This window comes from Neobacillus vireti, assembly GCF_036962345.1.
Classification (GTDB): domain Bacteria; phylum Bacillota; class Bacilli; order Bacillales; family Cytobacillaceae; genus Neobacillus; species Neobacillus vireti_A.
The window spans coordinates 217,243-241,328 of record NZ_JBALNB010000012.1; the positions used below are offsets into that span (position 1 = coordinate 217,243).

At 39.6% G+C, this 24,086-nt stretch carries 17 protein-coding genes and 1 pseudogene; 16 read left to right on the top strand and 2 right to left on the bottom strand.

Features of this window, described 5'->3' with window-relative positions; translation table 11 throughout:
• Positions 1–16: 16 nt before the first annotated feature.
• The 7 genes from V7108_RS15590 to V7108_RS15620 all read left to right on the top strand — a co-directional run bounded on the left by V7108_RS15590 (position 17) and on the right by V7108_RS15620 (position 8,912).
• Positions 17–1,273: an anaerobic sulfatase maturase gene (locus tag V7108_RS15590; RefSeq protein ID WP_335568756.1), complete on the top strand. Its 1,257-nt coding sequence runs from the start codon at positions 17–19 to the stop codon at positions 1,271–1,273.
• 44 nt (positions 1,274–1,317) lie between these two features.
• The gene (locus tag V7108_RS15595; RefSeq protein WP_335568757.1) at positions 1,318–3,201 is read left to right on the top strand and encodes a sensor histidine kinase; all 1,884 of its coding nucleotides are present in this window, start codon (positions 1,318–1,320) and stop codon (positions 3,199–3,201) included.
• On the top strand, positions 3,179–3,922 hold the full coding sequence (locus V7108_RS15600) for a response regulator transcription factor (protein ID WP_335568758.1): 744 nt from the start codon (positions 3,179–3,181) through the stop codon (positions 3,920–3,922). The genes V7108_RS15595 and V7108_RS15600 overlap by 23 nt, the downstream gene beginning before the upstream one ends.
• Before the next feature lie 105 nt (positions 3,923–4,027).
• Complete coding sequence (locus tag V7108_RS15605) at positions 4,028–5,485, top strand: ABC transporter substrate-binding protein (RefSeq protein ID WP_335568759.1); 1,458 nt, start codon at positions 4,028–4,030, stop codon at positions 5,483–5,485.
• 62 nt (positions 5,486–5,547) lie between these two features.
• Complete coding sequence (locus V7108_RS15610) at positions 5,548–6,522, top strand: carbohydrate ABC transporter permease (RefSeq protein WP_335568760.1); 975 nt, start codon at positions 5,548–5,550, stop codon at positions 6,520–6,522.
• A 21-nt stretch (positions 6,523–6,543) separates the two neighbouring features.
• Positions 6,544–7,425 (top strand): carbohydrate ABC transporter permease, encoded by an 882-nt coding sequence (locus V7108_RS15615; RefSeq protein WP_335568761.1) that lies wholly within the window; start codon positions 6,544–6,546, stop codon positions 7,423–7,425.
• A gap of 14 nt (positions 7,426–7,439) precedes the next feature.
• Positions 7,440–8,912, top strand: coding sequence for an arylsulfatase (locus V7108_RS15620; protein ID WP_335568762.1), 1,473 nt, complete (start codon positions 7,440–7,442; stop codon positions 8,910–8,912).
• 336 nt (positions 8,913–9,248) lie between these two features.
• Here the strand turns inward: V7108_RS15620 and V7108_RS15625 are convergent, their stop codons facing one another.
• Positions 9,249–10,136, bottom strand: a complete 888-nt coding sequence (locus V7108_RS15625; protein WP_335568763.1) for an AraC family transcriptional regulator — start codon at positions 10,134–10,136, stop codon at positions 9,249–9,251.
• A gap of 142 nt (positions 10,137–10,278) precedes the next feature.
• Here V7108_RS15625 and V7108_RS15630 point away from each other — a divergent pair, with 142 nt between their 5' ends.
• From V7108_RS15630 to V7108_RS15640, 3 genes are all read left to right on the top strand, one after another.
• On the top strand, positions 10,279–11,580 hold the full coding sequence (locus tag V7108_RS15630; RefSeq protein ID WP_335568764.1) for an alpha-glucosidase/alpha-galactosidase: 1,302 nt from the start codon (positions 10,279–10,281) through the stop codon (positions 11,578–11,580).
• A 305-nt stretch (positions 11,581–11,885) separates the two neighbouring features.
• On the top strand, positions 11,886–13,640 hold the full coding sequence (locus V7108_RS15635) for an ABC transporter ATP-binding protein (RefSeq protein ID WP_335568765.1): 1,755 nt from the start codon (positions 11,886–11,888) through the stop codon (positions 13,638–13,640).
• Between the two features lie 8 nt (positions 13,641–13,648).
• On the top strand, positions 13,649–15,469 hold the full coding sequence (locus V7108_RS15640; RefSeq protein WP_335568766.1) for an ABC transporter ATP-binding protein: 1,821 nt from the start codon (positions 13,649–13,651) through the stop codon (positions 15,467–15,469).
• A gap of 141 nt (positions 15,470–15,610) precedes the next feature.
• On the opposite strand, the gene V7108_RS15645 is transcribed toward V7108_RS15640, so the two are convergent.
• Positions 15,611–16,669 (bottom strand): sialidase family protein, encoded by a 1,059-nt coding sequence (locus V7108_RS15645; RefSeq protein WP_335568767.1) that lies wholly within the window; start codon positions 16,667–16,669, stop codon positions 15,611–15,613.
• A 108-nt stretch (positions 16,670–16,777) separates the two neighbouring features.
• Here V7108_RS15645 and V7108_RS26990 point away from each other — a divergent pair.
• The 6 genes and pseudogenes from V7108_RS26990 to V7108_RS15670 all read left to right on the top strand — a co-directional run.
• Positions 16,778–16,882 (top strand): annotated as a pseudogene (locus tag V7108_RS26990) (YitT family protein); the annotation flags it as partial.
• Between the two features lie 330 nt (positions 16,883–17,212).
• Entirely contained in the window at positions 17,213–20,122 is a 2,910-nt protein-coding gene (locus V7108_RS15650) for an extracellular solute-binding protein (protein ID WP_335568768.1), read from the top strand.
• Positions 20,097–21,107, top strand: coding sequence for a carbohydrate ABC transporter permease (locus V7108_RS15655; RefSeq protein ID WP_335568769.1), 1,011 nt, complete (start codon positions 20,097–20,099; stop codon positions 21,105–21,107). The genes V7108_RS15650 and V7108_RS15655 overlap by 26 nt, the downstream gene beginning before the upstream one ends.
• A complete protein-coding gene (locus V7108_RS15660) occupies positions 21,107–21,967 on the top strand; it encodes a carbohydrate ABC transporter permease (RefSeq protein ID WP_335568770.1) in 861 nt (286 codons plus the stop codon). Before V7108_RS15655 ends, V7108_RS15660 begins: the two co-directional genes overlap by 1 nt.
• A 15-nt stretch (positions 21,968–21,982) precedes the next feature.
• Positions 21,983–23,467 carry an NHL repeat-containing protein gene (locus V7108_RS15665; RefSeq protein WP_335568771.1) on the top strand — a complete coding sequence of 495 codons (1,485 nt, stop codon included), beginning with the start codon at positions 21,983–21,985 and terminating at the stop codon, positions 23,465–23,467.
• Positions 23,451–24,077: a YIP1 family protein gene (locus V7108_RS15670; protein ID WP_335568772.1), complete on the top strand. Its 627-nt coding sequence runs from the start codon at positions 23,451–23,453 to the stop codon at positions 24,075–24,077. The genes V7108_RS15665 and V7108_RS15670 overlap by 17 nt, the downstream gene beginning before the upstream one ends.
• Positions 24,078–24,086 lie beyond the last annotated feature (9 nt).

Genomic DNA, 24,086 nt, shown 5'->3' on the forward strand with positions numbered 1-24,086 from the left:
ATAAGAGGTGGAACCGATGAGTATTGGCTGCTTGACGACAGAACATCGAAATATAAGCGTGATGTGGAAGACGGTATCTGAGGATTGTAATTTAGCTTGTGATTATTGTTATTACAGTACTTGTGGCGGAAAACCTGGGAAGAAAATTAATCGAATTGATTCTATGGTTTTAGAAAAATTTATTAAGGAATATATGGAGAGGTCAAATGGGGTTGCTTCCTTTGCCTGGCAAGGGGGAGAACCTTTACTAGCAGGGCTTGATTTTTTTGAAGAAGTGGTTTCCCTTCAAGCAAAATACGCACCGAAGAATACCATCATTTCCAACTCACTGCAGACCAATGGGACGTTACTAACTGATAAATGGGCAGCTTTTTTAAAAAGGTATCAATTTCTTGTTGGAGTCAGTTTAGATGGACCGAGGGAGATTCATGATGCCCGGAGAGTGGATTCGCTAGGGCAGGGCAGCTTTGACCGAGTAATGAAGGGAATTGGCTGCCTTCGTAAGCATCAGGTAGATTTTAATATTTTAACCGTCGTGCACAAGGGGAATGTTGGTAAAGCAACAGAGATGTTGCGCTTTTTCGAATCGGAGGGAATCGGTTTTATTCAATTTATCCCCTGTATGGACTTTCGAGCTCAAGAGGTTAACGCTCCCGGTGTTTACGATATTACACCGGAAGAGTACGGCGCATTCCTTTGTGAAGCCTTTGATTATTGGTATAACAATGGCGAACCAAGGACTTCTATCAGATTCTTTGATGATATGCTTTCTGTTTATGTGAATCGAGAGTCTGGTTCATGTGTCCATAAGGCTGCATGTCCGCAAACCATTATTCTTGAACAAAATGGGGATGCATTCCCTTGTGACTTTTTTATTAATCCAGAATGGAAGATTGGTAATGTTGGAAGAGATTCGATTGATGAAATTCTATCCCACCCATTATATGATACCTTCCTAAAAATGAAGCCAACCTTACCTGAGCCTTGCAAAACGTGCGAATGGAAGAAGCTCTGCCATGGAGGATGTCCTCGTAATCGGAAATGGGGTGCTGATCGTTCGACATCTGAGGTCGACTATTTTTGTTCGAGCTATAAGCAAATCTACAGGTATGCGGATGAACGGATGAAGCAGCTTGGGGATAAGGTTAGGGTGGACTTGTTCCAGCGGAATGTGGCCCGCTATTTTAAAGGAAAGTCTCCAAAGAGGAACGATCCTTGTCCGTGCGGCAGCGGGAAAAAATACAAACAATGCTGTGCAAACCTTCTTGCCTAATTAGGTCATCAATATGAAGTGGAAAAAAGAAAGGAAATAGCAATATGTCAGCGTTTAGCAAGGAGAAAAAAGGATACTCCATTTCTTACCGTTTAATGTTTTTTATTATCATGATCATCTTAATGGCTCTTGCTCTAACATGTACTTATTCTATTTATGTTTATCAAAAGTCAACACAGGAAACCGCTATAAAGCATGCCCATGACGGATTAGAACCGTTGACAAGGCAAATAGAAGCCGTTTTTAACAGCATGGAGGTATCTGTAAACTCATTATGGACACATGAAGATCTTCAGTATTTATTACAAATACCGGTAAAGGATTGGAATGAAAATCCACGCCATATTCTCAACATTAATCAGCATATGGCGTTTTTGTTTTCCTGGCAGCAAGGAATTAATGGAATCTACATTATTACAGATGATGGTGGAATTATTTATGATAGTTCCCGGACAGTATTGAATCGAGAATACAATATTCTAAGTGAGCCATTTTTCCAAAAGGGCAGGGAGATGACAAAACCCTTTATCGATGGGCCGCATGATTCTAACTATAACTTGGATGGTGGTCAAGTTTTTTCTTTAACAAGGCCATTATTTGAGGTGCCAAGTATTAAATGGCGGGGTGTAATTCACATTGATATTAATGCCGAAAAAGTGTTTCGGATTCTGCGAAATGTTGATCAGGGAAATGAAGCCAACTTACTTGTGGTAGATGATAATAAAAGGATCGTTTATAGTCGTTCCTCTACTCTTATTGGCAAAGATTTGTCAACAACGGATTACCGACTAGTTTCACCGTCGAGAGAAAAAAGTAAGGATCTTATTCAAAAAATAAAAATAGACAACCATTCCTACTATGTTTTCAGTGAGTATTCACCTGTTTTGAACTGGACATTTTATCGATTAGAACCGATTGGGGTGACGCAAATCGTTGTTCCTAAAATGATCTTCCTTGTGATTGGAATTGGCTTATTCTCATCTCTTATTATTTTTTTAGTCGGCTGGAGGCTGCTTCTTCAAGCGTTTAACCCATTAACACAACTCGTCCATGCATTTCAAAGATTAGGGGGCGGTGACTTTTCGTCTCAAATAGAACCGACACGAATTAAAGAAATGAAGCCAGTAGTAGAACAATATAATAACCTTGTCAATCGACTTCACCATGTCACCGAGCATTTATACATGGAGAAGCTGGAGCGTCAGCAGACCGAAATTCAAAACCAAAAGATCAAACTGCAAAAGCGCGAGATTGAAATCAGGCAAAAGGAAGCTGAGAAACGGCAATTAGAGGCACAAATCAATCCTCACTTTTTGTACAATACACTATCCTGTATTCAAAGTATGGCTGAACTTGATGATAATCACCGGATAGAGAGAGCTGTCAACTTATTAAGCAGACATTTACGGTATTCGGTGTCAAATGAAAAACATTTCGTCACCTTAGAAGAAGAGCTGATCTACGTAAAAGTGTTTACGGAAATCCAAAAATTCCGTTATAACGATAAAATAAATTTTATTTACGATGTACCGCGTACATTGTTTCCTCTGAAAATTAATCGGCTGCTGATCCAACCTGTTGTTGAAAATGCCTATATCCATGGAATAGAAGGAAAAATAGGAAAAGGGAATATTTTTTTAAAGGTTTCGTATACTGAGCCATTTTTATCTATTGAAGTACGGGATGATGGAGTTGGAATAACGCAAGATAAATTACAGGAATTAAAGGATTTTATTCAATGTCATAAAAAGGAAGATTCATTAATTCCGATAGTAGATTCAGGTTTAAAAAATGTGATTAGACGTATTTATTTAACCTATGGGATGTCGTCTGAGGTTCAAATTGAAAGTGACAAAAGCAAAACTGTTATTCAAATACGGATAAATTTACAGAGGAGTTTTCCATATGATAAAGGCGATGATTATTGAGGATGAAAAGTTTTTTCGAGAGTCATTCGAACGTAAACTCAATAAATTTCAAGATATTAAAGTGGTTAGTTCCTTTGAAAATACGAGGGAGGCTAAAGTAAAACTGAGCCAGTTGGTTCCCGATGTCATTTTCTCAGACATTCGAATGCCTGGCGAAAATGGGATTGAATTTTTAGAGTATATCAACCACGAAATTAAGCAGCCGGTGAAATTTGTTTTAGTCAGCGGCTTTGCGGATTTTGCCTATGCGAAACGTGCATTGCAGCTGGGTGCCTTTGATTTTCTGGAAAAGCCTATCGTGTTGGAGGAATTGGAAGCTCTTATTCATCGGATTCGGAAAGAGATTAATCCCAATTACCTCTATCGACATGATCATGAGAACGCTATGGATGACACGCAAATGATGAACAAGGCGAAAGATTGGATCCTAACCCATCTTGAAGTGGCCACGCTTGATAACCTGGCACAGTATTTGCAAATGAATTCATCTGCCCTTAGCAGAAAGTTTAAAAAGGAAGTGGGGATGTCATTTATTCAGTTTGTCACACAAGAAAGAATGAATTATTCAAAACAGCTGTTAGATAATCCTTTAATAAAAATTCAAGAGATTGCAAAAATCCTAGGTTATGAGGACCAGCGGTATTTTACTGAAGTGTTTAAAAAGCATTTTCAACTATCACCACAAAAATATCGGCAAATAAAAGATGAACAGGAGAGATAGGCAAAAAATTCCTACTTATATGCAAAAAAATGCAACATTCTAACTCCTCTGAAAATACATTAAAATTTTACTTGAAAGCGTTAACATGTATAAAGGGGTGGAAGGATGAAAAGGCAAAGTAAAATTTTCGGTGTAGTCATGATTTTAATTATGCTTGTACTGGCAGGCTGTCAAAGTGGGAGTTCGTCGACAAAAACTGGGAGCGAAAAAAGTGGAGAGAAGGAAGTAACCATTAAATTATTTTCTGCCCATGGACAACTTAGAAATGGTCAATATGGGTATGAAAGAGTCCAGGAATTTATGAAGAAGCATCCAAATATTAAGGTAGAAGTCACGTATGCACATGGTAAAAATTGGGACGATACTTTTTTAGCATTGGCATCCTCTAACGAACTTCCCGATATTATTCAGCCTACAGGTAATTTTCTAATCGGAGATTTAGTTCAAAATGACTGGGTGCAGCCGTTAGATGATCATTTTGATATTAAAGACCGTTTTCCAAAGGAAGTCTTTGTTGAAGGGGTCAACATGCTAGATGGTAAGATTTATTCCTATCCAAGGATTAGTCCAAAGAGTGGATCATTCATGCTGTACCATACCGACTTAATGGAAGAAGCTGGCTTAGATCCAGCCAGTCCGCCGAAGAATTGGGACGAGCTATTAGAAATGGGTAAGCAAGTAAAAGAAAAGGTTGATGGTGTTTATGGCTTTGCAATCCCACTAAAGGATAGTGCAGCAGCACATACGCTCCTTCTTGCCCGTTCTCTTCAGCCAACTATGGATGGCGAAGGATTTGATTTTCAAAAAGGAAGATATGACCTAGATTCCGAAAATGTTGTCAAAGCAATCGAGTTTCTCTTAAAAATGAAAGAGGCAGGGATTGTGCACCCTAACTCTCCTACTTTAGGGTTACTAGATTATCAAGGGTTGTATGCGAACAAGCAGGCTGCATTTGGATTTAATGCACAATGGATTGTTCGTGTAAACCAGCATGAACTTGGTGGAGTAGAAGACTATAACGTTGCAGAAATTCCGGTTCAAAAAGAAGGAGAGCGTTTGTATCAGGGGGTTGTCCCTGGGACCTATGATGCCTATTTAACAAAATCAACCAAACATCCAAAAGAGGCTGCAGAATTGTTAAAATGGCTTACCTCTAAAGAAGATTATTACGTTGGTCAAATGAAGGAAGATTTCCTGCTTCCTCCACATCCAGATTTAATTCAAGATGAAAGTAATTATTCAAGTGAGCAGTTAAAGACAATGGCTCAGATATTGGAAGACACAGTCGTGAATCGTCCTGTATATGAAAGTAATCCAGGTGCATTTGAGGCTAAAAAGATTGAAAAAACACTGCCTCCTCCAAGGCTACAATTAAATGATATTATCATCGGTGCGTATATTGGTGAAATGAAAGATTGGAAAAAAGAGTTAACAAAATTAAATGATGCATTAAATACACGTCTGGATGAGGCAATTAAAAAAGCCGAAGAGAAAGGACAAAATGTATCAAGAGATGATTTAACATTCCCTGATTTTGATGGTAAATCAAATTATAATCAATAACGACTAAAATCTGCTGCTCCTCCAAATGGTTATTTGGAGGGGCGCATTTAGGGGGAGGCACTATGATTTCAAAACCTACTATGTCGGAACAAAAGCTAGTAACAAATAAAGTCACACTGAAAACAAGGAAAAAAAGCGGATTGAAACGGAAGCATTATTTGTGGTGTTACTTGTTTTTAGCACCACAGATCATTTTGTACCTAACCTTTACTCTATGGCCAATTCTTGGAAGCTATTATTTTGCATTTTTTAATTGGAATGGAATTGGCTGGCCAACAGAAGTTGTCGGCTGGGAAAACTTTGTTGAGGTTCTAAGGGATTCCTATTTTTGGAATGCGTTTAAAAATAGTTTTATTTATACCTTTTTCTTGGTTGTTATTGTTGTTCCAACAAGTTTAATTGTTGCCTTAATTTTAAACAGTCCTAAGCTCTATGGTGCTGCATTTTTCAGAACCTTGTTCTTTCTTCCGGTTGTCTTAACCATGTCGATCGTCGGTATTATTATGCAAAATATGTTTGCTTTTGAGGGTGGATTTATGAATGAAATCCTGCTTTCTATGAATATTATCGACAAGCCTATTGATTGGCTGGGAGGACCTAATCTTGCAATGACAGCAGTCGTGATCGTCGGTGTCTGGAAAGGATTTGGAATAAAGGTCATTTATTGGTTAGCTGGATTACAAACGCTGCCAAAGGATATTTATGAAGCAGCTAAAATTGACGGGGCCAATCTTATTCAACAATTTGTTTATATCACTGTACCTCTTCTAATTCCATTTCTGATTGTCATCACTTTTTTCCAAACGGTTTGGGCCTTTAATGTGTTCGATTTAGTCAAAACCTTTACAAATGGCGGACCATTATTTGGGACAGATATGGTGCCTCTCTATATTTATCGGTATGCTTTTGAAATGGATGGAGGGCTGCCGAGAATGGGGTTTGCTTCAGCTGCAGGAATTGTTTATGGGATGGCAACAATGGTCATAACCCTCGTACTTGGTGCGCTAGTGCGTAAATATGGGAAAAATCGATACTGATTGGAATGGAGGTATAAGTTTATGAAACGCAGGAAACTAATTCGATTTTTTTTTCATTTTGTTTTTCTGATTTTAACTCTGTCATGGGTTTATCCATTAATTTGGACGATTAGTTCTTCATTAAAAACGAATAGAGAGATGTTTAGTGGAAGTGTTAAGTTATTTCCTGCAAAGTTTGAATGGAGTTTGCTTTTACCAGCAAATTGGGGTCAGCTTGGAGAAGTCTTACAATTTGATAATTATAGTCGCGCTTGGTATATTGCAAATTTCAGCCAATATTTTATTAATACACTTTTATTTACCCTCGCGGTTGTCATCATTGTTATTGTCCTTTGCGCTTTAACAGGTTATGTATTAGGACGATACGATTTTCCAGGTAAATTTCTGATTATGGGAGCCATTATCGCTACTATGTTCATTCCAGCAGGATATACGATTATCCCCTTATGGCAATTAATTAATGCTTTAGGCCTTGGTAAATCGATGGCTGGTCTTGTATTAGCTGAAGCAGGGGGGACTCATGTACTTTATATCTTGCTATTTACAGCATTCTTTTCTAGAATACCAAAGGAGTTGGAAGAGGCTGGTCAAATTGATGGAGCTGGCTTTGTAAGAACCTTTTTTACGATTATGCTTCCATTAGCTAAACCTGTAATAGCGACTACGTTTATTTTACAGTTTATTAATAGCTGGAATAGTTTCTTTGTCCCGCTAGTATTCACCATCCATCGCCCTGATTTACGAACGCTGGGAGTCGGCATGTATTCTTTTATTGAAGACAATAGTAGTGATTTAGCTGCAATGGCTGCAGGAGCCACGATTTCATTTATTCCGATTGTTGTTGTTTTCCTTATTTTCCAAAAGTATTTTGTAGATGGAATTGCAGGATCAATTAAAGGTTAAGTTGGAGGAGAAAAATGAAGCCCAATGTTTTATTGATTATGGTCGATCAAATGAGATTTGATTGTTTAAGTTCTGCCGGCCATCCAATCGTTGAAACGCCCAATCTAGATCAATTGGCAGCGGAGGGTGTCAAGTTTGGGAATGCTTACTCTGCAACACCGACATGTGTCCCGGCTCGTGCTGCTGTATTAACGGGTATGTCGCAGCGGTCAACTGGACGGGTGGGGTATCAGGACCGCGTGCCTTGGGATTACCCGCATATGCTGCCGGAAGAAATGAGCCATGCGGGCTACCATACACAAAGTGTCGGAAAAATGCATGTGTATCCTTCCAGGAATTTATGCGGTTTTCACAATGTCATTTTACATGATGGCTATTTGCATCATAATCGTTTTAAAAATACGCCATATCAAGAGTCGTTTGAACAAACGGATGACTATTTACCTTGGCTCCGGGAGCGGCTTGGCGGTCATCGGGATATAACGGATATTGGTTTGGATTGTAATGCTTCTGGGATGAGCCGTCCTTGGCATTTGCCGGAAGAGTTTCATCCAACGAATTGGGTTGTTACCCAATCGATTGATTTCTTGAGGCGCAGAGATCCAAGAAAACCATTTTTCTTAAAAATGTCCTTTGTCCGCCCGCATCCACCGTTCGATCCGCCACCCGCCTATTTTGATTACTATATGAGTAAAGAGATAGATGAGCCTGTAATTGGAACATGGGCAGCCAATGATGAGGAAGGATTAGGTCTGCTCCCAACTACAAGGAGAGGAGTGGTTCCAGAACAGCGCCTTAAACGTGCACGGGCCGCTTATTATGCATTAATTGCGCATCTGGATGATCAAATTGGCCGCTTTCTTCAGGCGATGATTGAATATCAGGTTTATCAGAATACAGTCATTTTATTTGTTTCTGACCACGGGGAACTGTTGGGAGATCATCACTTTTTAGCTAAATCACTGGCATATGAAGGCAGTGCGAAAATCCCTTTTATTCTTTCTGACCCCGGAAATCAGCTTGGAATCCAAAAGGGTACAACCTGTGACAAAATTATTGAACTTCGAGATATCATGCCGACTTTATTAGAGGCAGCTCATGCTCCGATACCTGAAACGGTAGAGGGAAAAAGTGTTATTCCGCTTGCAAAAGGAATGGAGATAGAGTGGAGACCTTACCTCCATGGAGAGCATTCATTTGGTGATTTATCTCATCACTATATCGTAAACGGCAAAGAAAAATATATTTGGTATTCGCAAACAGGTATCGAACAGTATTTTGATCTAGTAAACGATCCGAAAGAAATTTATAACTTAAGTCAGGATCATAGGTATTCCGAGAGGGTAGCATACTTAAGAAATATCCTCGTCCAAGAACTGGAAGGAAGAGAGGAAGGATACAGTGACGGGGCACAGCTGATTGTAGGTTGTCAGCCAAAAGCTGTATTGAATAATCGAGAAAAAATGCGGGGACTCAAAAGGTCTTGAAATAAGGACTCTTTTGAGTCTTTTTTTTGTATTTTGGCTTTGTTAAATATGGCTGTTGATTTGCCCTCCAGAACCAGCAAAAGTAAAATAATCGGAGACTTTCCGTTTAAATTCAAAATGGATCCTGTTTCGAGGGAAATAAGGGGAGGTTTTCCGGTTATTCAATGAAAAATCCTCCTTTTTCATGTATTTCTGGTAAATAGGCGGAATCTCTCCGTCTATTTTAGCTATTTTTATCGGTAATTACGAATTAAGCGGAATTTTTCCGTCTATTTAGATTCTTAAAATCAACAATAACCTTCAACACAGGCTATATTTTAGGTATTCTTTGCTATACTACAGGATTAAATAATCCAGATTGCTTATTCTGCTCTCTCTAAATTCTCCTGGAGAAAAACCTGTTATTTTTCGAAAGACTTTATTGAAATAGTTAGCATTTTCATATCCTGTTTTAGCGGCGATGTCTTTTATCGATAATTCGGTATGACGAAGCATTTCTGAAGCTTTCTTTATTCGGATTTTCGTTAAGTATTGTGACGGTGTCGTATTTGTGTACTTCCGAAATTGTTTAATGAAATAATAGCTTGATAGCCCGGCAATGGCCGCCATTTTTTCAACAGAAATGTATTCATCATATTGTTGTTGAAGAAAGGTAATGACCCGCCCCATTGCTTCAGGCAATTCTTGATTGGTTGTATTCAGTTTTTTTGTGAACCGGTAACATTCCATGATGAATTCGTAGGCTCTAGCCGATGAAAGAAAGGCATCGATTATTTTTTCTTCATTTGTTTCTTGGAGGATACGGTGCAATAGTTGAATGAGACCTGCTTCGGGAGGAATACTTACAATTTTCCCGGCATGATCATGAATAAAGTTCCAGCAGGAAGCGGCGGCACTTCCTGTTAATGTAATATAAATAAATTCCCAGCTTGAACTGCTTTCGGGAAGAAAGTAACAATGCTGACTAGGCAGCTGAACAAAGAATGCATCCCCGCGATGTAATGAGTACTGTTTATCTTCGAATGTGATGGCACCTTGACCGGAGAGGGTATATTGAAAAACATATTTTTCTACCCCTTGAATATCCTTTCTCACCATCCCATCCCAGTGATAATCTATGGAAGTTTGTTGCTCTAATCCAATCGATGAAATATTTGCAATATTAATCTGGGGCACATCTTGAAAACGGAACCCATAATTACCATAACGTTTTCCACTAGACAATATTTTACCCTCCATTCGCAATTTATTACCATTGTAGAAATAACGTAAGCGCCATAATATGAGTATAGCAAGTTTTTATTTATTTTGAATAATTAATTAACCAAAAGGATATATGACAATTTTTTTCTGGAGGGTAATAATCATGTCGAAAATTACGTTTATAGGCGCAGGAAGTACGGTTTTTACTAAAAATGTCCTTGGGGACTGCTTAATGGTACCAGCCCTTGAGGGATTTGAGTTTGCTTTATTCGATATTGACGAAAAACGCCTAAAAGAATCAGAGGCTATGCTGACGAATCTGATAAATCGTTATAACCAAAGCATTCGGGTTAAAGCATATTTGGACAGAAAGGAAGCGTTACGAGGAGCTAAATATGTGATAAATGCTATTCAAGTTGGCGGCTATAAACCGAGTACAGTCATTGATTTTGAAATACCGAAGAAATATGGTCTCCGTCAGACAATTGCAGACACGGTTGGAGTTGGCGGGATCTTTCGTTCATTACGCACCATTCCAGTTTTGTTTGATATTGCTAAGGATATCGAGGAAGTGTGCCCGGATGCTTGGTTCTTAAATTATACAAATCCGATGGCTGCTTTAACTGGTGCGATGCTTCGCTATACAAACGTGAAAACAGTCGGATTATGCCATAGTGTCCAAACCTGCACAAGGGATCTATTCGAATCATTGGGAATCGAGCATGAAGGCATCACCGAAAAAATAGCCGGAATTAACCATATGGCCTGGCTGCTTGAAGTAAAGAAGGATGGAAAAGATTTATATCCTGAAATTAAACAACTTGCTAAACAGAAGCAGCTGTCTAAGCATTCCGATATGGTGCGGTTTGAGTTAATGGACAAATTCGGGTTTTATGTGACCGAATCTTCTGAGCATAATGCGGAATATCATCCATATTTCATTAAAAGCCAATACCCGGATCTAATTGAAAAGTTCAATATTCCGCTCGATGAATATCCGAGGCGCTGTGAAAATCAAATTCGCGGCTGGGAAGAAATGCGTGAAGAACTAACAAGTAATTCAAATCTGACTCATGACCGTTCTCATGAATATGGTTCAAGAATTATTGAATCCATGGAAACCAATATTCCATTTAAGTTCGGCGGCAATGTCTTGAATACAGGCGGCTTAATCAGTAATCTGTCTCGGAAGGCAGTGGTAGAAGTTCCGTGTGTTTCAGACCGTAGCGGAATAACACCGTGTTATATGGGTGAGCTTCCTGAACAACTAGCTGCACTAAACCGAACCAATATCAATACCCAGCTATTGACCATCGAAGCTGCGGTTACGAGGAAAAAAGAGCATATTTACCAGGCAGCCATGCTGGACCCGCATACCGCAGCAGAACTATCATTAGACGATATCGTTTCATTGTGTGATGACTTAATAGAAGCACATGGAGAATGGCTGCCGGTTTTTAAATAATTCAACCAAACTGATAAGTTGGAATTTAAAGAAAAATGTAGCACTTTTCAAAGCGCTGCTTTTTTCTTTTATTAGGTAGACACAATAAAAGGCTGTGAATGACCAAAGGAGTAAGTTTTACGACTTCTACCTTTTAATACTTTTTAAAATCCAAAAAATTACATACTCAAGCAAAAATGACATATCATCATTTATAGGCTTACTGAGTGATAATGCCGCCAGACAATTCCAATAAATTTTACATATTTACCCCAAGTCCTTTTCACAGTAAGCTAAGGGAAATTTTAATTCTAAAGGAGGAAGTAATGTTAATTTTTAAAAAATTAAAGTCGTTTTATCTTCCTTATAAGAAGGATTTCATTTGGTCGATGCTTTTCTTGGTGTTGATAGCTGGAATTACAGTTATATATCCAATGATTTTGCAACTGACCATTGATGAAGTAATTCTTGGAAGAAAATATGATTTGGTGCCATGGATTTCATTAGGATTTATTGTGGTTATGGCGGTAAAAGGACTTTCAGCCTATATCCAACATTATTTAGCGGATATGTTCGGAATTAAGTCCGTTTTCCATCTTCGCAATACCTTGTATGAAAAACTGCAGCGGTTGTCGTTCAGCTACTATGATAGTGCGAAGACTGGGGACCTGATGTCCCGTTTGACTGCAGATGTAGAAGGGTTTCGCTTTTTTGTGTCCTTCGGTTTTAGTGAGGTTCTCCGCTTTGTCATTGTTGTCACCGCAAGTTTATTCGTAATGTTTAATTATTCGGTTTCTCTTACACTTGTCACCATTGTGGCCCTGCCGTTTATTAGTGTTGTTGTCTATAAATTTGATAAAGAAGTACACCCGGCATTCCGGGGGATTCGTGAATCGTTTGGCCGCTTAAACACTAAGGTACAAGAAAATATCAGCGGAATACATACAGTTAAAGCCCTATCAAAAGAAGCAGTGGAGATTGAACGATTTACAAAGACAAATCAAGACTATCGGGCGAAACAACTGAATACCGCCGCGGTTTGGTCGAAATACTTTCCACTAATGGAGCTGATTGGAAATATATCAGTGGTTGTTTTAATCGGATATGGCGGTTATCAAGTAATCAATGGAGCCTTAAAGCCAGGTGAGCTTGTCGCCTTTTACAGCCTGATTTGGTATATTTTGTGGCCAATTATGCACCTTGGATTCACAATTAATATGTTCTCTCAGGCGAAAGCTTCCGGGGAGCGGCTGCTGGAAATTTTGGAAGCAGATGAAACGATTTATGATCGTGAGGATGTCAGGAATATCGAAAAAATCGAAGGTAGTGTGGTCTTTGATCAGGTGACGTTCCGATATCATAATGAAGGAACGGCGGCACTTCAAGATATCTGCTTTGAAGCACATCCTGGTAAAACGATTGGTTTGATTGGGGCAACCGGTTCAGGAAAAACAAGCATCATCCAGCTTCTGTCCCGCTTATACGAACCAACGGAAGGTCAGATTCTCATCGATGGCCGTCCGCTAAAGGAATATCGCTTGAAAACGCTGCGTTCAAAGATTGGGGTTGTTTTACAGGAGACATTTCTTTTTTCATCGACAATCAGAGCGAATATTGCTTACGGAAGGCCTGAGGCAACGATGGAAGAAATTATTGTTGCTGCTAAATGCGCTGATGCCCATGACTTTATAATGGAGCTGCCGGATGGATATGACACTATACTAGGGGAGCGGGGGATGGGACTTTCCGGTGGGCAAAAGCAGCGGATTGCGATTGCACGCGCGATCTGTACTAATCCTGCGATTCTTATTTTAGATGATTCAACAAGTGCGGTCGATATGGAAACAGAATTTTCAATTCAACAGGCTCTCCGGGAAGTGATGAAGGGGAGAACAACCTTTATTATTGCGCACCGAATCTCGTCGTTAAAACATGCCGATGAAATTTTAGTGCTGGAAGACGGAAAAATTGCTGAACGTGGAACACATGAACAGTTGGTAAACAACCATGGCTTGTACGAAAGAATTTATCATATTCAATATCAAGATCATGCAGCGATAATGGAAAAGGCAGTAAGGTAGGTGGAAATATGGAAGAAAAGCGTAAGAAACAATTAATATTAGAGCGGTTCCACTATTCAAATGAGCAAGTGATTGATAAAGCGTTTAACTGGCAGCAAATAGGGCGGTTATTGCAGTATGTAAAACCTTATGCGAAAACGTATCTGGCGCTTTCGTTTCTGGCTGTTATCCTATCAACGGCAATCCGGTTAATCATTCCGATTTTGATCGGTGTCTATACACTTGACCGGGCGATTATTGAAAAAGATACCGGACTGCTATTAAAATTAGTTTTCATCATTTCAGGATTATATTTACTGTCATATTTGGTCAATGCCTTAAGAATTCGCTGGATGAATAAGCTTGGGCAAAATGTCATTTATGATTTACGCAAGCATTTATTTACCCATGTTCAGTCATTATCCCATCGATTCTTTGACCAGCGCTCGGCCGGGTCGATTCTGGTACGGATTATGAATGACATTAACTCGCTTCAGGAGCTGTTCACGAATGGTGTTATTAATCTATTAACTGATTTTCTGCTGTTGTTGGCGGTCATTTTTATCTTATTCTCGTTGAATGCTAAACTCACGATTGCAATTATGGTTATATTACCAATCATGTTTTTCATATCAACAAGTCTGCGAAAAAAGATCCGATTATCGTGGCAGATGGTCCGGCTGAAGCAATCAAAAATTAACTCCCATTTGAATGAAAGCATTCAAGGGATTCGAGTCACACAGGTATATACCCAAGAAGATGAGAACATTCAATTTTTTAAGGGACTCAACCAAGAAAACTTTGACACATGGCAGGAAGCAGTCAAGAAAAATGCGATGTTTGGTCCATTTGTGGAAATGACGAATGCGATTGGAACGGCGATTCTGATTTGGTATGGTGCTTTTCTCGTGATGAACGGCGAAAGTACCATTGGGGAATTTGTTTCGTTTGCCTTTTATTTAGGGATGTTCTGGGAGCCGATTTCCCGTCTTGGTCAATTATATAACCAGCTCTTGATTGGAATGGCATCTTCCGAGCGGATATTTGAGTTTTTAGATGAACGGCCGCTTGTGGCAGAAGCCCCAAATGCTGTCGTGCTTCCTTCAATGAAGGGCAGGATTGAGTTTGAGGATGTAAAGTTTTCCTATGACGGAAAAAGAACGGCATTAAATGGCATTTCTTTATCGGTTCAGGCAGGTGAGACTGCCGCGCTTGTCGGGCACACTGGGTCAGGGAAGACAACAATTGCTAACTTGATAAGCAGATTTTATGATGCAACGGAAGGCGAGGTTAAAATCGATGGCCATTCGATTCAAGATCTTTCGATTGCCAGTTTGCGTTCGCAAATTAGTGTTGTTCTGCAAGACACATTTATTTTTTCAGGTACAATCATGGAAAACATCCGCTTTGGCAACCCAAGTGCGAGCGATGAGGAAGTAGTTGCGGCAGCGAAAGCTGTAGGTGCTGATTCTTTCATTACGAAACTTTCAAATGGGTACCATACAGAAGTGGAAGAGCGGGGTAATGTTTTGTCTGTTGGAGAACGCCAGCTTCTTTCTTTCGCAAGAGCACTTCTCGCTGATCCCAAAATTCTTATTCTCGATGAGGCAACCGCTAGTATTGATACAGAGACTGAAGTAAAGATTCAACAGGCATTAAAAACAATATTAAAAGGAAGAACAGCGATTATTATTGCACATAGGCTTTCGACAATCAGAGAGGCTGACAAGATTATTGTCCTCGATCATGGAAATATTCTTGAGCAAGGAAACCATGAGATATTGATGGCTAAACAAGGGGTTTACTACGAATTGGTAAAAGCACAATACAAAATGCTAGGTGTGGGTTGAATATTCAAAAGGGGCTGTGCCATATTGTCGTTTAAATGACTTTCTGGCACAGCCTTTTTATTTTTTGAGTGTAGAATAGCAATCTGTTTTTCTACATTCTGGATATGATACTTTTATATTTTTATTACTTTGATTTCCTTACTATTTTGTCTTGAATAGGAAATCGTCTTCCCGTACTGCATAACCGCGAATATATGCTTTCGGTGCATCATCAACAATGTAATTAACGATATAAATTTCCCCATCGTCAAACTGTATCCAATCAGAGTAACCAGTATCGGAAACAAGACTTCTATCAAAGTCGATTGGCAAAATTCTAGACCATTGTTCATTTCGATTTTCCGCCTTAGCAGAATCTTCATCTGTCAATGCTGCAAACAAGTTTTGTGTCCAGTAACCTAACCAACCTTTTCCACCTTGCATGAAACGATATGTAATCAACACGTTCCCATTTTGAAGTCTGCCTGCAACAGGACGGTGGCACCCTGGTAATGGTACACGATATGGCCCATCCCATGTTTCACCATAATCTTTTGAAATTGCTTTAAAACCATCCCACCCTTCACCCGAGTTTTCTCTTAAATAAGCTACGAGTGTTCCATCGGATAATGTTAGAATTGAGGCCTCACATAAATGCAGTCCTTCTTTACTTGCAACTGTAATTGGTCCAATCCAATCTGTACCTTGATTGTCGGAATACCATAATTGTTGTTCTAGGAATTCATGTTGTTTACTTTTTTTGTGGGTTGTTATTATCCACCTACCAGAATTTAACTCTAATAGATTATCAGGAACAATCCCAGTAACAGGCGTTTTTATTGGACCAACCCAATTATTACCTTCCACATCTCCAAAGTATAAGACATTTTCGGATTGATTGTAATTACCTTGAGCAAATCCTTCACTATGATTACTCATATTTACAACAACTACTAACCTGCCGTCATTAAGCCTTGTAAGTCCTACGCAGTCATAGTAGTAATTCAATCCTTCTGTTGACTCGGTTAATGGAAGTTTCTCGCCCCAAGTCCTGCCACGGTCTGTACTAATTGTATAGACGATACGAGTATAAGATCGATCACCATGGTGATTGCACTCAGTAAAGGCACAAATCAGGTTGCCAGCTGCTGTCAGAGCAACTCTAGGAAAAGCTTCGTAGACATTATTGTCTTTACTTATAGTGAATTTCTCAATTGCCATTTATTTTCCCTCCCTCAATTTAACCTAACCATACATAACTCTCCTGTAGTTTATATAGTCACAACTATTCATGTATATATGTCATTTTTGACAGGTATGTAGTGTTAAGTAATAAAACAGAAACTCATTGTTCAAGCAACAGATCCAAGTGCATTCATCGATATCCACGATGTTCGAGATGTGTTTGGAAAAGGATTTATTGATATTTCAAAAATTAATAGTGTAAAAAACGGGGAGCCCAAATTCAATAGGGCTCCCCGCTTTTTAATAGATAGGTATTGTTCCGCAATATGTGGATTTTGATATCCAGCCGTTTTTGTGTATCGACAATTTGACAAATTACCCTTTTGTTTCCAACCCTGATAAGGAAAAATATTGTGATATGCAATCTGCTGGAAATATACGTTTTGTAAGCATTTGCAAAACTGACACATGCAGAATAACCCACATATCCAAAAGTCTATATAAGGGGTGTTATGATCAATTTATCGAAAATTATGACGCTTTATGTTTCGAATCCTGTCGTGAAAGTGAGGTAGTAATGTGGCAAAAAAAATGGTCCGAAAGCTTTTCATCCTTCCCATTATCTTAGCACTTATCCTTTCGACCTATCTTCCTTTTCATAAAGGTAGTGCAGCTGAGAAGAAACCTACCGAGAAGGAAACGATCACAAATAGTTATGAAGAATATTTAGGGAAAGTAAAAGACAAGCGCCCAGACGAAACGATTGTGATTGAATATCAAAACCTATTGAATCGTGAAAACTATGAAAGTCTTGAATCCTATGAGGGACGTGATGGCATCTCGGTTGTGAGTCCCGAGGAAGGTACCATGAAATGGGAGTTCGATGTCGAAGAAGCCGGACTCTATAATGTGGAGATCGAGTATTACCCTTATAAAGGAAAAGGAATGAATATTGAAAGAGAATTGAAAATAAATGGGGAAATCCCGTTTCGAAATGCTCAATATTTATCGTTTTCCAGGGTGTGGAGAGACGCAACGAAGATCGAACAAGACGCAAACGAAAATGACATCCGTCCTTCTCAAGTGGAAGAGCCTAAATGGCAGACCACTTACTTCAATGATTATTTAGGTTATGAACAGGAGCCCTTCCGCTTTCACTTTGAAAAAGGAAAAAACACGATTGAGCTGACTTCGATTCAGGATACGATGTTAATTCGTTCACTTGTTCTAAAACAGCATGAGGAAATCCCGACGTACCAAGAATTGAAAGCGCATTACAAAAAGAACAATTATCAAAAAGTGAAGCTTGATCAAGAAATCAAAATCCAGGCGGAACAGGCAGCCTTTAAATCGGATCCGATGCTCTATCCGACCTTTGATCGCTCCACTCCAGCTACGGAACCAAGTGATCCAACGAAGATGCGCTTAAATACCATCGGCGGGGACACATGGAAAAGGGTTGGCCAATGGCTTATTTGGGAAGTTGAAGTTCCGGAATCCGGGCTTTATGAAATGGGATTGAAATATTGGCAAAACCTGAAAAGCGGTTCCTATGCAGCAAGAACATTAAAAATTGATGGAAAAATCCCATTTAAAGAAATGAAAAATATTTCATTTAATTATGACGCCGAATGGCAAGTCAATAAGCTTGAGGGCGATGAACCATTTTTCTTTTATTTAGAAAAAGGAAAACACGAGATCCAGCTAGAGGTTTCCCTTGGTGCTTTAGCCGAAACGATTAGCACCGTTGAAACCGACTTAATCAATCTAAACCAAGCTTACCGAGAGCTGTTGATGATTATCGGAAGTACCCCAGATTTATTTAGGGATTATCAGTTGGAAAAAAGAACGCCTGAAGCACTGAAAAAATTAAAAGGTGCCAAAGAGAGTTTAGAAAAGGTTTCCGCTGATTTAACGAAAAAAACCTCAAGGAAAGGTATGTCAACGGCGACATTGGATACGTTGGTTGTCCAATTAGGACAAATGGTTCAAGACCCAAGGACGATTCCAGAACGCTGGACCTCATTTCAAAATAACATATCCTCGCTTGGGGCATGGGTGTTAACGATGCAGGAAAATCCATTACAGCTTGATTATTTGTTTATCACTTCCAGCAATTTAGAAACACCTTCATCGACAGCGAATTTTATTAAAAGCGGCTGGTTTTCGACCCAATCCTTTTTCGGCTCATTCTTTGAGGATTACTCCAGTCTTGGTGGGACAAGCGGTAAGGATAGTATTACGGTTTGGGTGGCAAGCCGAGACCATGGTAATATTTTGAACTCGCTAGTTAAGAACTATTTTGAGGACCAATCTGGTATCGATGTTAACGTAGAGATTGTTGATGCTGCAACACTGCTGCCAGCAACCTTAGCAGGTCAAGGACCGGATGTAGCCCTAGGCGTTCCGATTGCCTCTCCTGTAAACTATGCGATTCGTGATGCGATTGTAGATATCAGTCAATTCCCAGATTATCAAGATATTGAAAAAAGGTTTTCACCGAGTGCGGTGGTTCCCTATGAATTGAACGGGGGAGTCTATGCGGTACCGGAAACACAAACATTTCCAATGATGTTTTATCGAAAAGATATTTTTGAAGAATTAGGAATTAAAAAGCCCGAAACATGGTCGGATTTATATGAAATCATGCCTTATATTCAGAAGAATCAAATGAATATCGGGATTCCGATAAATGGGGTGACAGGCACCGGTGCAGTAGCAGGAATTGAGTCGACGCTAAGTTCGTATACGATGTTCCTTTATCAAAATGGAGGACGTTTATATTCGGACAATGGAGAGGTCACGAAGTTGGATTCACCGGAAGCTGTTAAAGCCTTCCAGGATTGGACTTCATTATTTGTAGATTACTCGATACCAGTTCTCTATGATTTTGCCAACCGTTTTCGAACGGGTGAAATGCCGATTGGTATTGCCGATTACTCTACATTTAACTATCTGTCAGTCTTTGCCCCTGAATTAAAAGGTTTGTGGGAAATGGTACCGGTTCCGGGGACAAGGAAGTCTGATGGCACCATTGACCGTTCTGCCAGCAGTTCTGGTACAGCAACGATCCTCTTAAAAGCCTCGAAAAAGCAGGCAGAGGCGTGGGAGTTTATGAAATGGTGGACGTCTGCAGAGATACAGGCCAAGTTTGGTAAAGAGTTGGAGAGTATTATTGGTGTTGCTGCTAGATATGCGACTGCAAACCAGGAAGCGGTTGAAATCTTAGGATGGCCGTCAGCTGTCTACCGCAATCTTGAATCGCAATGGAAATGGGTGAAGGGAAATCCGGAGGTTCCAGGTGCCTACTTCACACCAAGGCATATCGAGAATGCCTTCCGCCGCGTTTACAACGACTTGGATGACTCGAGAGAAACGATTCTGGATTATAAACAAATCATTGATCGTGAGATTACCAATAAAAGAAAAGAGTTTGGCCTAGAAACCAATGAGGGGGGATCACATGAGGAACGGAACGCAATTGAATAAAGCCGAGTATGTCCATACCAATGAAGGAATCCATCATCCGAGCCTAGGTATCTCTCAAAAAGAAACACCCATTGGGATGTTGAAGGAAAGAATGAAAATTCTGGGCAAAAAAATAAAAAAGAATAAAATCTCCTATTTTTTTCTTGCACCTTTTGCCCTTATTTTCTTTGTGTTTTATGTCTTGCCTGTCGTCATTTCCATTGGGCTGAGCTTCACTTACTACAATATTTTAGAACCGCCTAAATTTATCGGCTGGCAAAACTATTTGAATCTGTTTGTATCGGATGATTTGTTCTTAAAGTCAATCAAAACAACCTTTTTGTTTGCCCTAATCACCGGTCCGATTGGATATATTGGTTCGTTTTTATTTGCCTGGTTTATTAATGAACTGCCGAGAAAGATTAGAACAATTTTGGTTGTCGTATTTTACGCTCCTTCGTTATCGGGGCAGGTGTTTGTTATTTGGGGAATCATTTTCAGTGGTGACCAGTACGGCTATATCAATGGTTTTCTGATGGAGCTTGGAATCATTAAGGAACCGATTCAATGGTTTACGAACCCAGACTATATCATGCCAGCTTTATTTATTGTTATTTTATGGACTAGTGTTGGAGCCGGGTTTTTGGCATTCGTTGCCGGACTTCAGACACTGGACAAAAGCTTGTTTGAAGCCGGCTATATTGATGGGGTAAGCAACAGATGGCAGGAATTATGGTTTATCACCTTGCCTCAGATGAGACCGCAACTCATGTTTGGCGCCATCTTAACCATTACCGGATCGTTTGCGATACACGATGTGATTGTTCCGCTGGCTGGTTTTCCTTCGATTGATTATGCAGCCCATACGATTGTTTCCCATTTAGTCGATTACGGTACAATCCGTTTTGAAATGGGCTATGCGTCAGCAATTGCAACCTTATTATTTATTGTGATGATTAGTTGTAATATTGTGATTCAAAAGATTTTGAAAAGGGTGGGGACATAATGGCCATTAAAATCAAAAAAAGAACCCCAAACCGTTCCTTATATGGTGATGTACTGAATGTTTTAGCGTTAATTGCTGTAGCTTCGTTTATGGCCTTGCCACTTGTCTATGCTGTCAATAATGCGTTCAAGCCGTTGGAAGAGCTTTTTCAATTCCCGCCAAAGTTTTTTGTCAGGAATCCAACCATGGATAATATTAGGGATTTATTTACATTAATGAATTCATCCTGGGTCCCTTTTACACGCTATATTTTTAACACTGTTTTTATCACTGTAGTTGGCTCATTGCTGCATCTAATCGTCGCTTCGTTAGCGGCGTTTGTTCTGGCAAAGCATAAATTTCCGGGACAAAAGCTTTTCTTTAGCATGGTCATCCTGGCCTTAATGTTTTCGCCGCATGTAACTGCGATTCCTAACTATTTGATCATGGCGAAAATCGGCTGGATAGACAGCTATCTTTCGTTAATTGTACCAGCTATTGCTGCACCACTTGGGATCTTTTTAATGAAGCAGTTTATGGAGCAAATCCCTGTTTCGTTACTGGAATCAGCAAGGCTGGATGGGGCCAGCGAATTTTATGTGTTTTGGAAAGTGGCGATGCCGCTCGTTAAACCGGCATGGCTAACCTTGCTAATCTTTTCGTTTCAAGCGCTATGGAGTTTAAATGGCGGTGCGTTTATTTATAATGAAGCACTGAAAACACTGCCAACAGCGTTAAATCAAATTGTTGCAACAGGTTTCTCCCGGGCAGGGGCGGCTTCAGCGATTGCCTTGTTTATGATGGTGGTTCCATTATCAGTCTTTATCGTTTCTCAAAGTAATGTTATTGAAACGATGTCGACTTCAGGGATTAAGGATTAAGGGGGTGTAGCTTAAATGTTAAGAAGGCTCTTGAAATATACGATGGTCGTACTACTTGTGATTCCCTTTTCAGGATTATTTAGTCAAATCGCAGCAGCAGATGCTCCTTATGAAAGCTACACCTATAACTTCTGGTTAGAACCGGTAAAAAGCCCAAGCCCTTATCTGCCTATATCAGAAATGAATGGAAAAGCGCTTGGTGCAGGTGAATTGAATGAACCAAGTGATTTGTTTATCACGAAGGATGGCACCATTTACGTTGTGGACTCTAAAAATAATCGTATTATTTCCTTTACTGAAGATCTTGAGTTTATCGGTGAAATTAAATCCTTCGATCATGGTGACAGCTTTAATCAGCCGCAAGGAATTTTTGTTACCAGTGAAGGCCATAAATACGTTGCGGATACGGAAAATCAAAGGATCGTCGAATTTGATCAAGACAACCAGTATGTCCGCAGTATTGAGAGACCGGAAACCCATTTGATATCCGATAAGACAGGATTTAGACCGATAAAAGTAGTGGTGGATGGTGCAGGAAGGATTTTTGCGATAGCGATTGGCGTAAACTCCGGGGTAATCGAGCTGAATCCGGATGGTTCCTTTCAAGGCTTCATGGGAGCATCGGAGGTTTCGGTTGACCCGCTGAAATATTTGTGGACCCGATATGTTGCGACAGAAGAACAAATTAAGAGAATGAAGCTGATTATTCCGACGGAATACAATAATCTCTTTCTTGATGAAAACGAGTTTTTATACGTCACCCTTGGAAACGTCAGCAAGAAGGACCAAGGGAAGGATGTGATCCGCCGTTTGAATCCTTCAGGCGTCAATGTTCTGCGTGATTTTGGCTATGGTCCCCCAATCGGTGATTATTACATGGCTAGTGCCAAGGATATTACTCAGTTCAGAGATATTTCCGTAACCGATTATCAAGTGTACAGCGCCTTAGACAGCAAAGATGGAAAAATCTTCACGTACGATTATGACGGAAATCTATTGTATGTATTTGGTTCAAACGGAAATCGATTAGGGAATTTCATGAATCCGGTTTCTATCGGTCAGTTCAAAGATAAGCTGTATGTTTTGGATAATAAGAAGAATGCCATTATTACCTTTGAACTAACAACGTACGGTAAGACAGTTAATGAGGCAATCAAGGCTCATTTCGAAGGCAACTATCAAGAGTCGGAAAAGAAATGGGAGGAAGTGCTTGCGTTAAATGCGAATTCTGATGTCGCTTATACCGGGCTTGGCAAAGTGTTCCTGCGCAATGAAGAAAATAAGCAGGCCATGGAATATTTTAAACTTGCAGATAACCGAAAGTACTATTCTAAAGCCTTTAGTAACTACCGGAGAGAGTATTTAGGCGAGAACTTTGGAGCGATAATGACCACTGTTCTTTCTGTAATCATCGGTATCTTGGTCATTAAGACCATCTTTAAGTCGAGGTGGATGTTCAAAAAGGTAAGGAAGGAGGCAGGAAATGAGTACCTATCTTAATGCATTAACCTATAGCTTACACCTCATCTTCCGTCCTTTTGATGGATTTTGGGATTTGAAACGGGAAAAAAGAGGCTCTCTTCCTGCTGCATTAACAATCACGTTCTTTGTCGTAGTTATATTTATGCTCCAGCGGCAATATACAGCCTTCCTGTTTAATTTTAATAATTTAAAAGAAATCAATATCTATTTAGAAATCACCAGTGTGTTAATCCCATTTATCTTATTTTGTACGGCCAATTGGTGTTTAACCTCGCTTGCTGATGGAGAAGGGACATTTAAGGATATTGTAATTGCAACCTCTTATTCGTTGACACCGATTATTCTTATCAATGCCCCATTAGTCGTTCTTTCGTATGTGATTAATTTTGAGGAAGGAGCTTTCTATTATTTCTTTCTTACACTTTCCTTGCTTTGGACGGCTGCATTGATTTTCTTTGGAACCATGGTTACACATCAGTATTCATTAAAAAGGACGTTATTAACGATTATTGGAATTATCATTGGCATGGGTTTAATGGTGTTTATCGCCTTGCTATTTATGAGCGTCATTCAACAAATCATTGGCTTTTTCTATATAATCTACAAAGAAATTCGATTCCGGGTGTAAAGGAGGGAT

Coding starts and splice junctions, on each gene's coding strand:
- V7108_RS15630 (WP_335568764.1), top strand. CDS start 10,279: ATGTCGAAAATTACGTTTATAGGCGCAGGAAGTACGGTTTTTACTAAA.
- V7108_RS15595 (WP_335568757.1), top strand. CDS start 1,318: ATGTCAGCGTTTAGCAAGGAGAAAAAAGGATACTCCATTTCTTACCGT.
- V7108_RS15605 (WP_335568759.1), top strand. CDS start 4,028: ATGAAAAGGCAAAGTAAAATTTTCGGTGTAGTCATGATTTTAATTATG.
- V7108_RS15615 (WP_335568761.1), top strand. CDS start 6,544: ATGAAACGCAGGAAACTAATTCGATTTTTTTTTCATTTTGTTTTTCTG.
- V7108_RS15645 (WP_335568767.1), bottom strand. CDS start 16,669: ATGGCAATTGAGAAATTCACTATAAGTAAAGACAATAATGTCTACGAA.
- V7108_RS15670 (WP_335568772.1), top strand. CDS start 23,451: ATGAGTACCTATCTTAATGCATTAACCTATAGCTTACACCTCATCTTC.
- V7108_RS15620 (WP_335568762.1), top strand. CDS start 7,440: ATGAAGCCCAATGTTTTATTGATTATGGTCGATCAAATGAGATTTGAT.
- V7108_RS15660 (WP_335568770.1), top strand. CDS start 21,107: ATGGCCATTAAAATCAAAAAAAGAACCCCAAACCGTTCCTTATATGGT.
- V7108_RS15640 (WP_335568766.1), top strand. CDS start 13,649: ATGGAAGAAAAGCGTAAGAAACAATTAATATTAGAGCGGTTCCACTAT.
- V7108_RS15600 (WP_335568758.1), top strand. CDS start 3,179: ATGATAAAGGCGATGATTATTGAGGATGAAAAGTTTTTTCGAGAGTCA.
- V7108_RS15590 (WP_335568756.1), top strand. CDS start 17: ATGAGTATTGGCTGCTTGACGACAGAACATCGAAATATAAGCGTGATG.
- V7108_RS15635 (WP_335568765.1), top strand. CDS start 11,886: ATGTTAATTTTTAAAAAATTAAAGTCGTTTTATCTTCCTTATAAGAAG.
- V7108_RS15610 (WP_335568760.1), top strand. CDS start 5,548: ATGATTTCAAAACCTACTATGTCGGAACAAAAGCTAGTAACAAATAAA.
- V7108_RS15655 (WP_335568769.1), top strand. CDS start 20,097: ATGAGGAACGGAACGCAATTGAATAAAGCCGAGTATGTCCATACCAAT.
- V7108_RS15665 (WP_335568771.1), top strand. CDS start 21,983: ATGTTAAGAAGGCTCTTGAAATATACGATGGTCGTACTACTTGTGATT.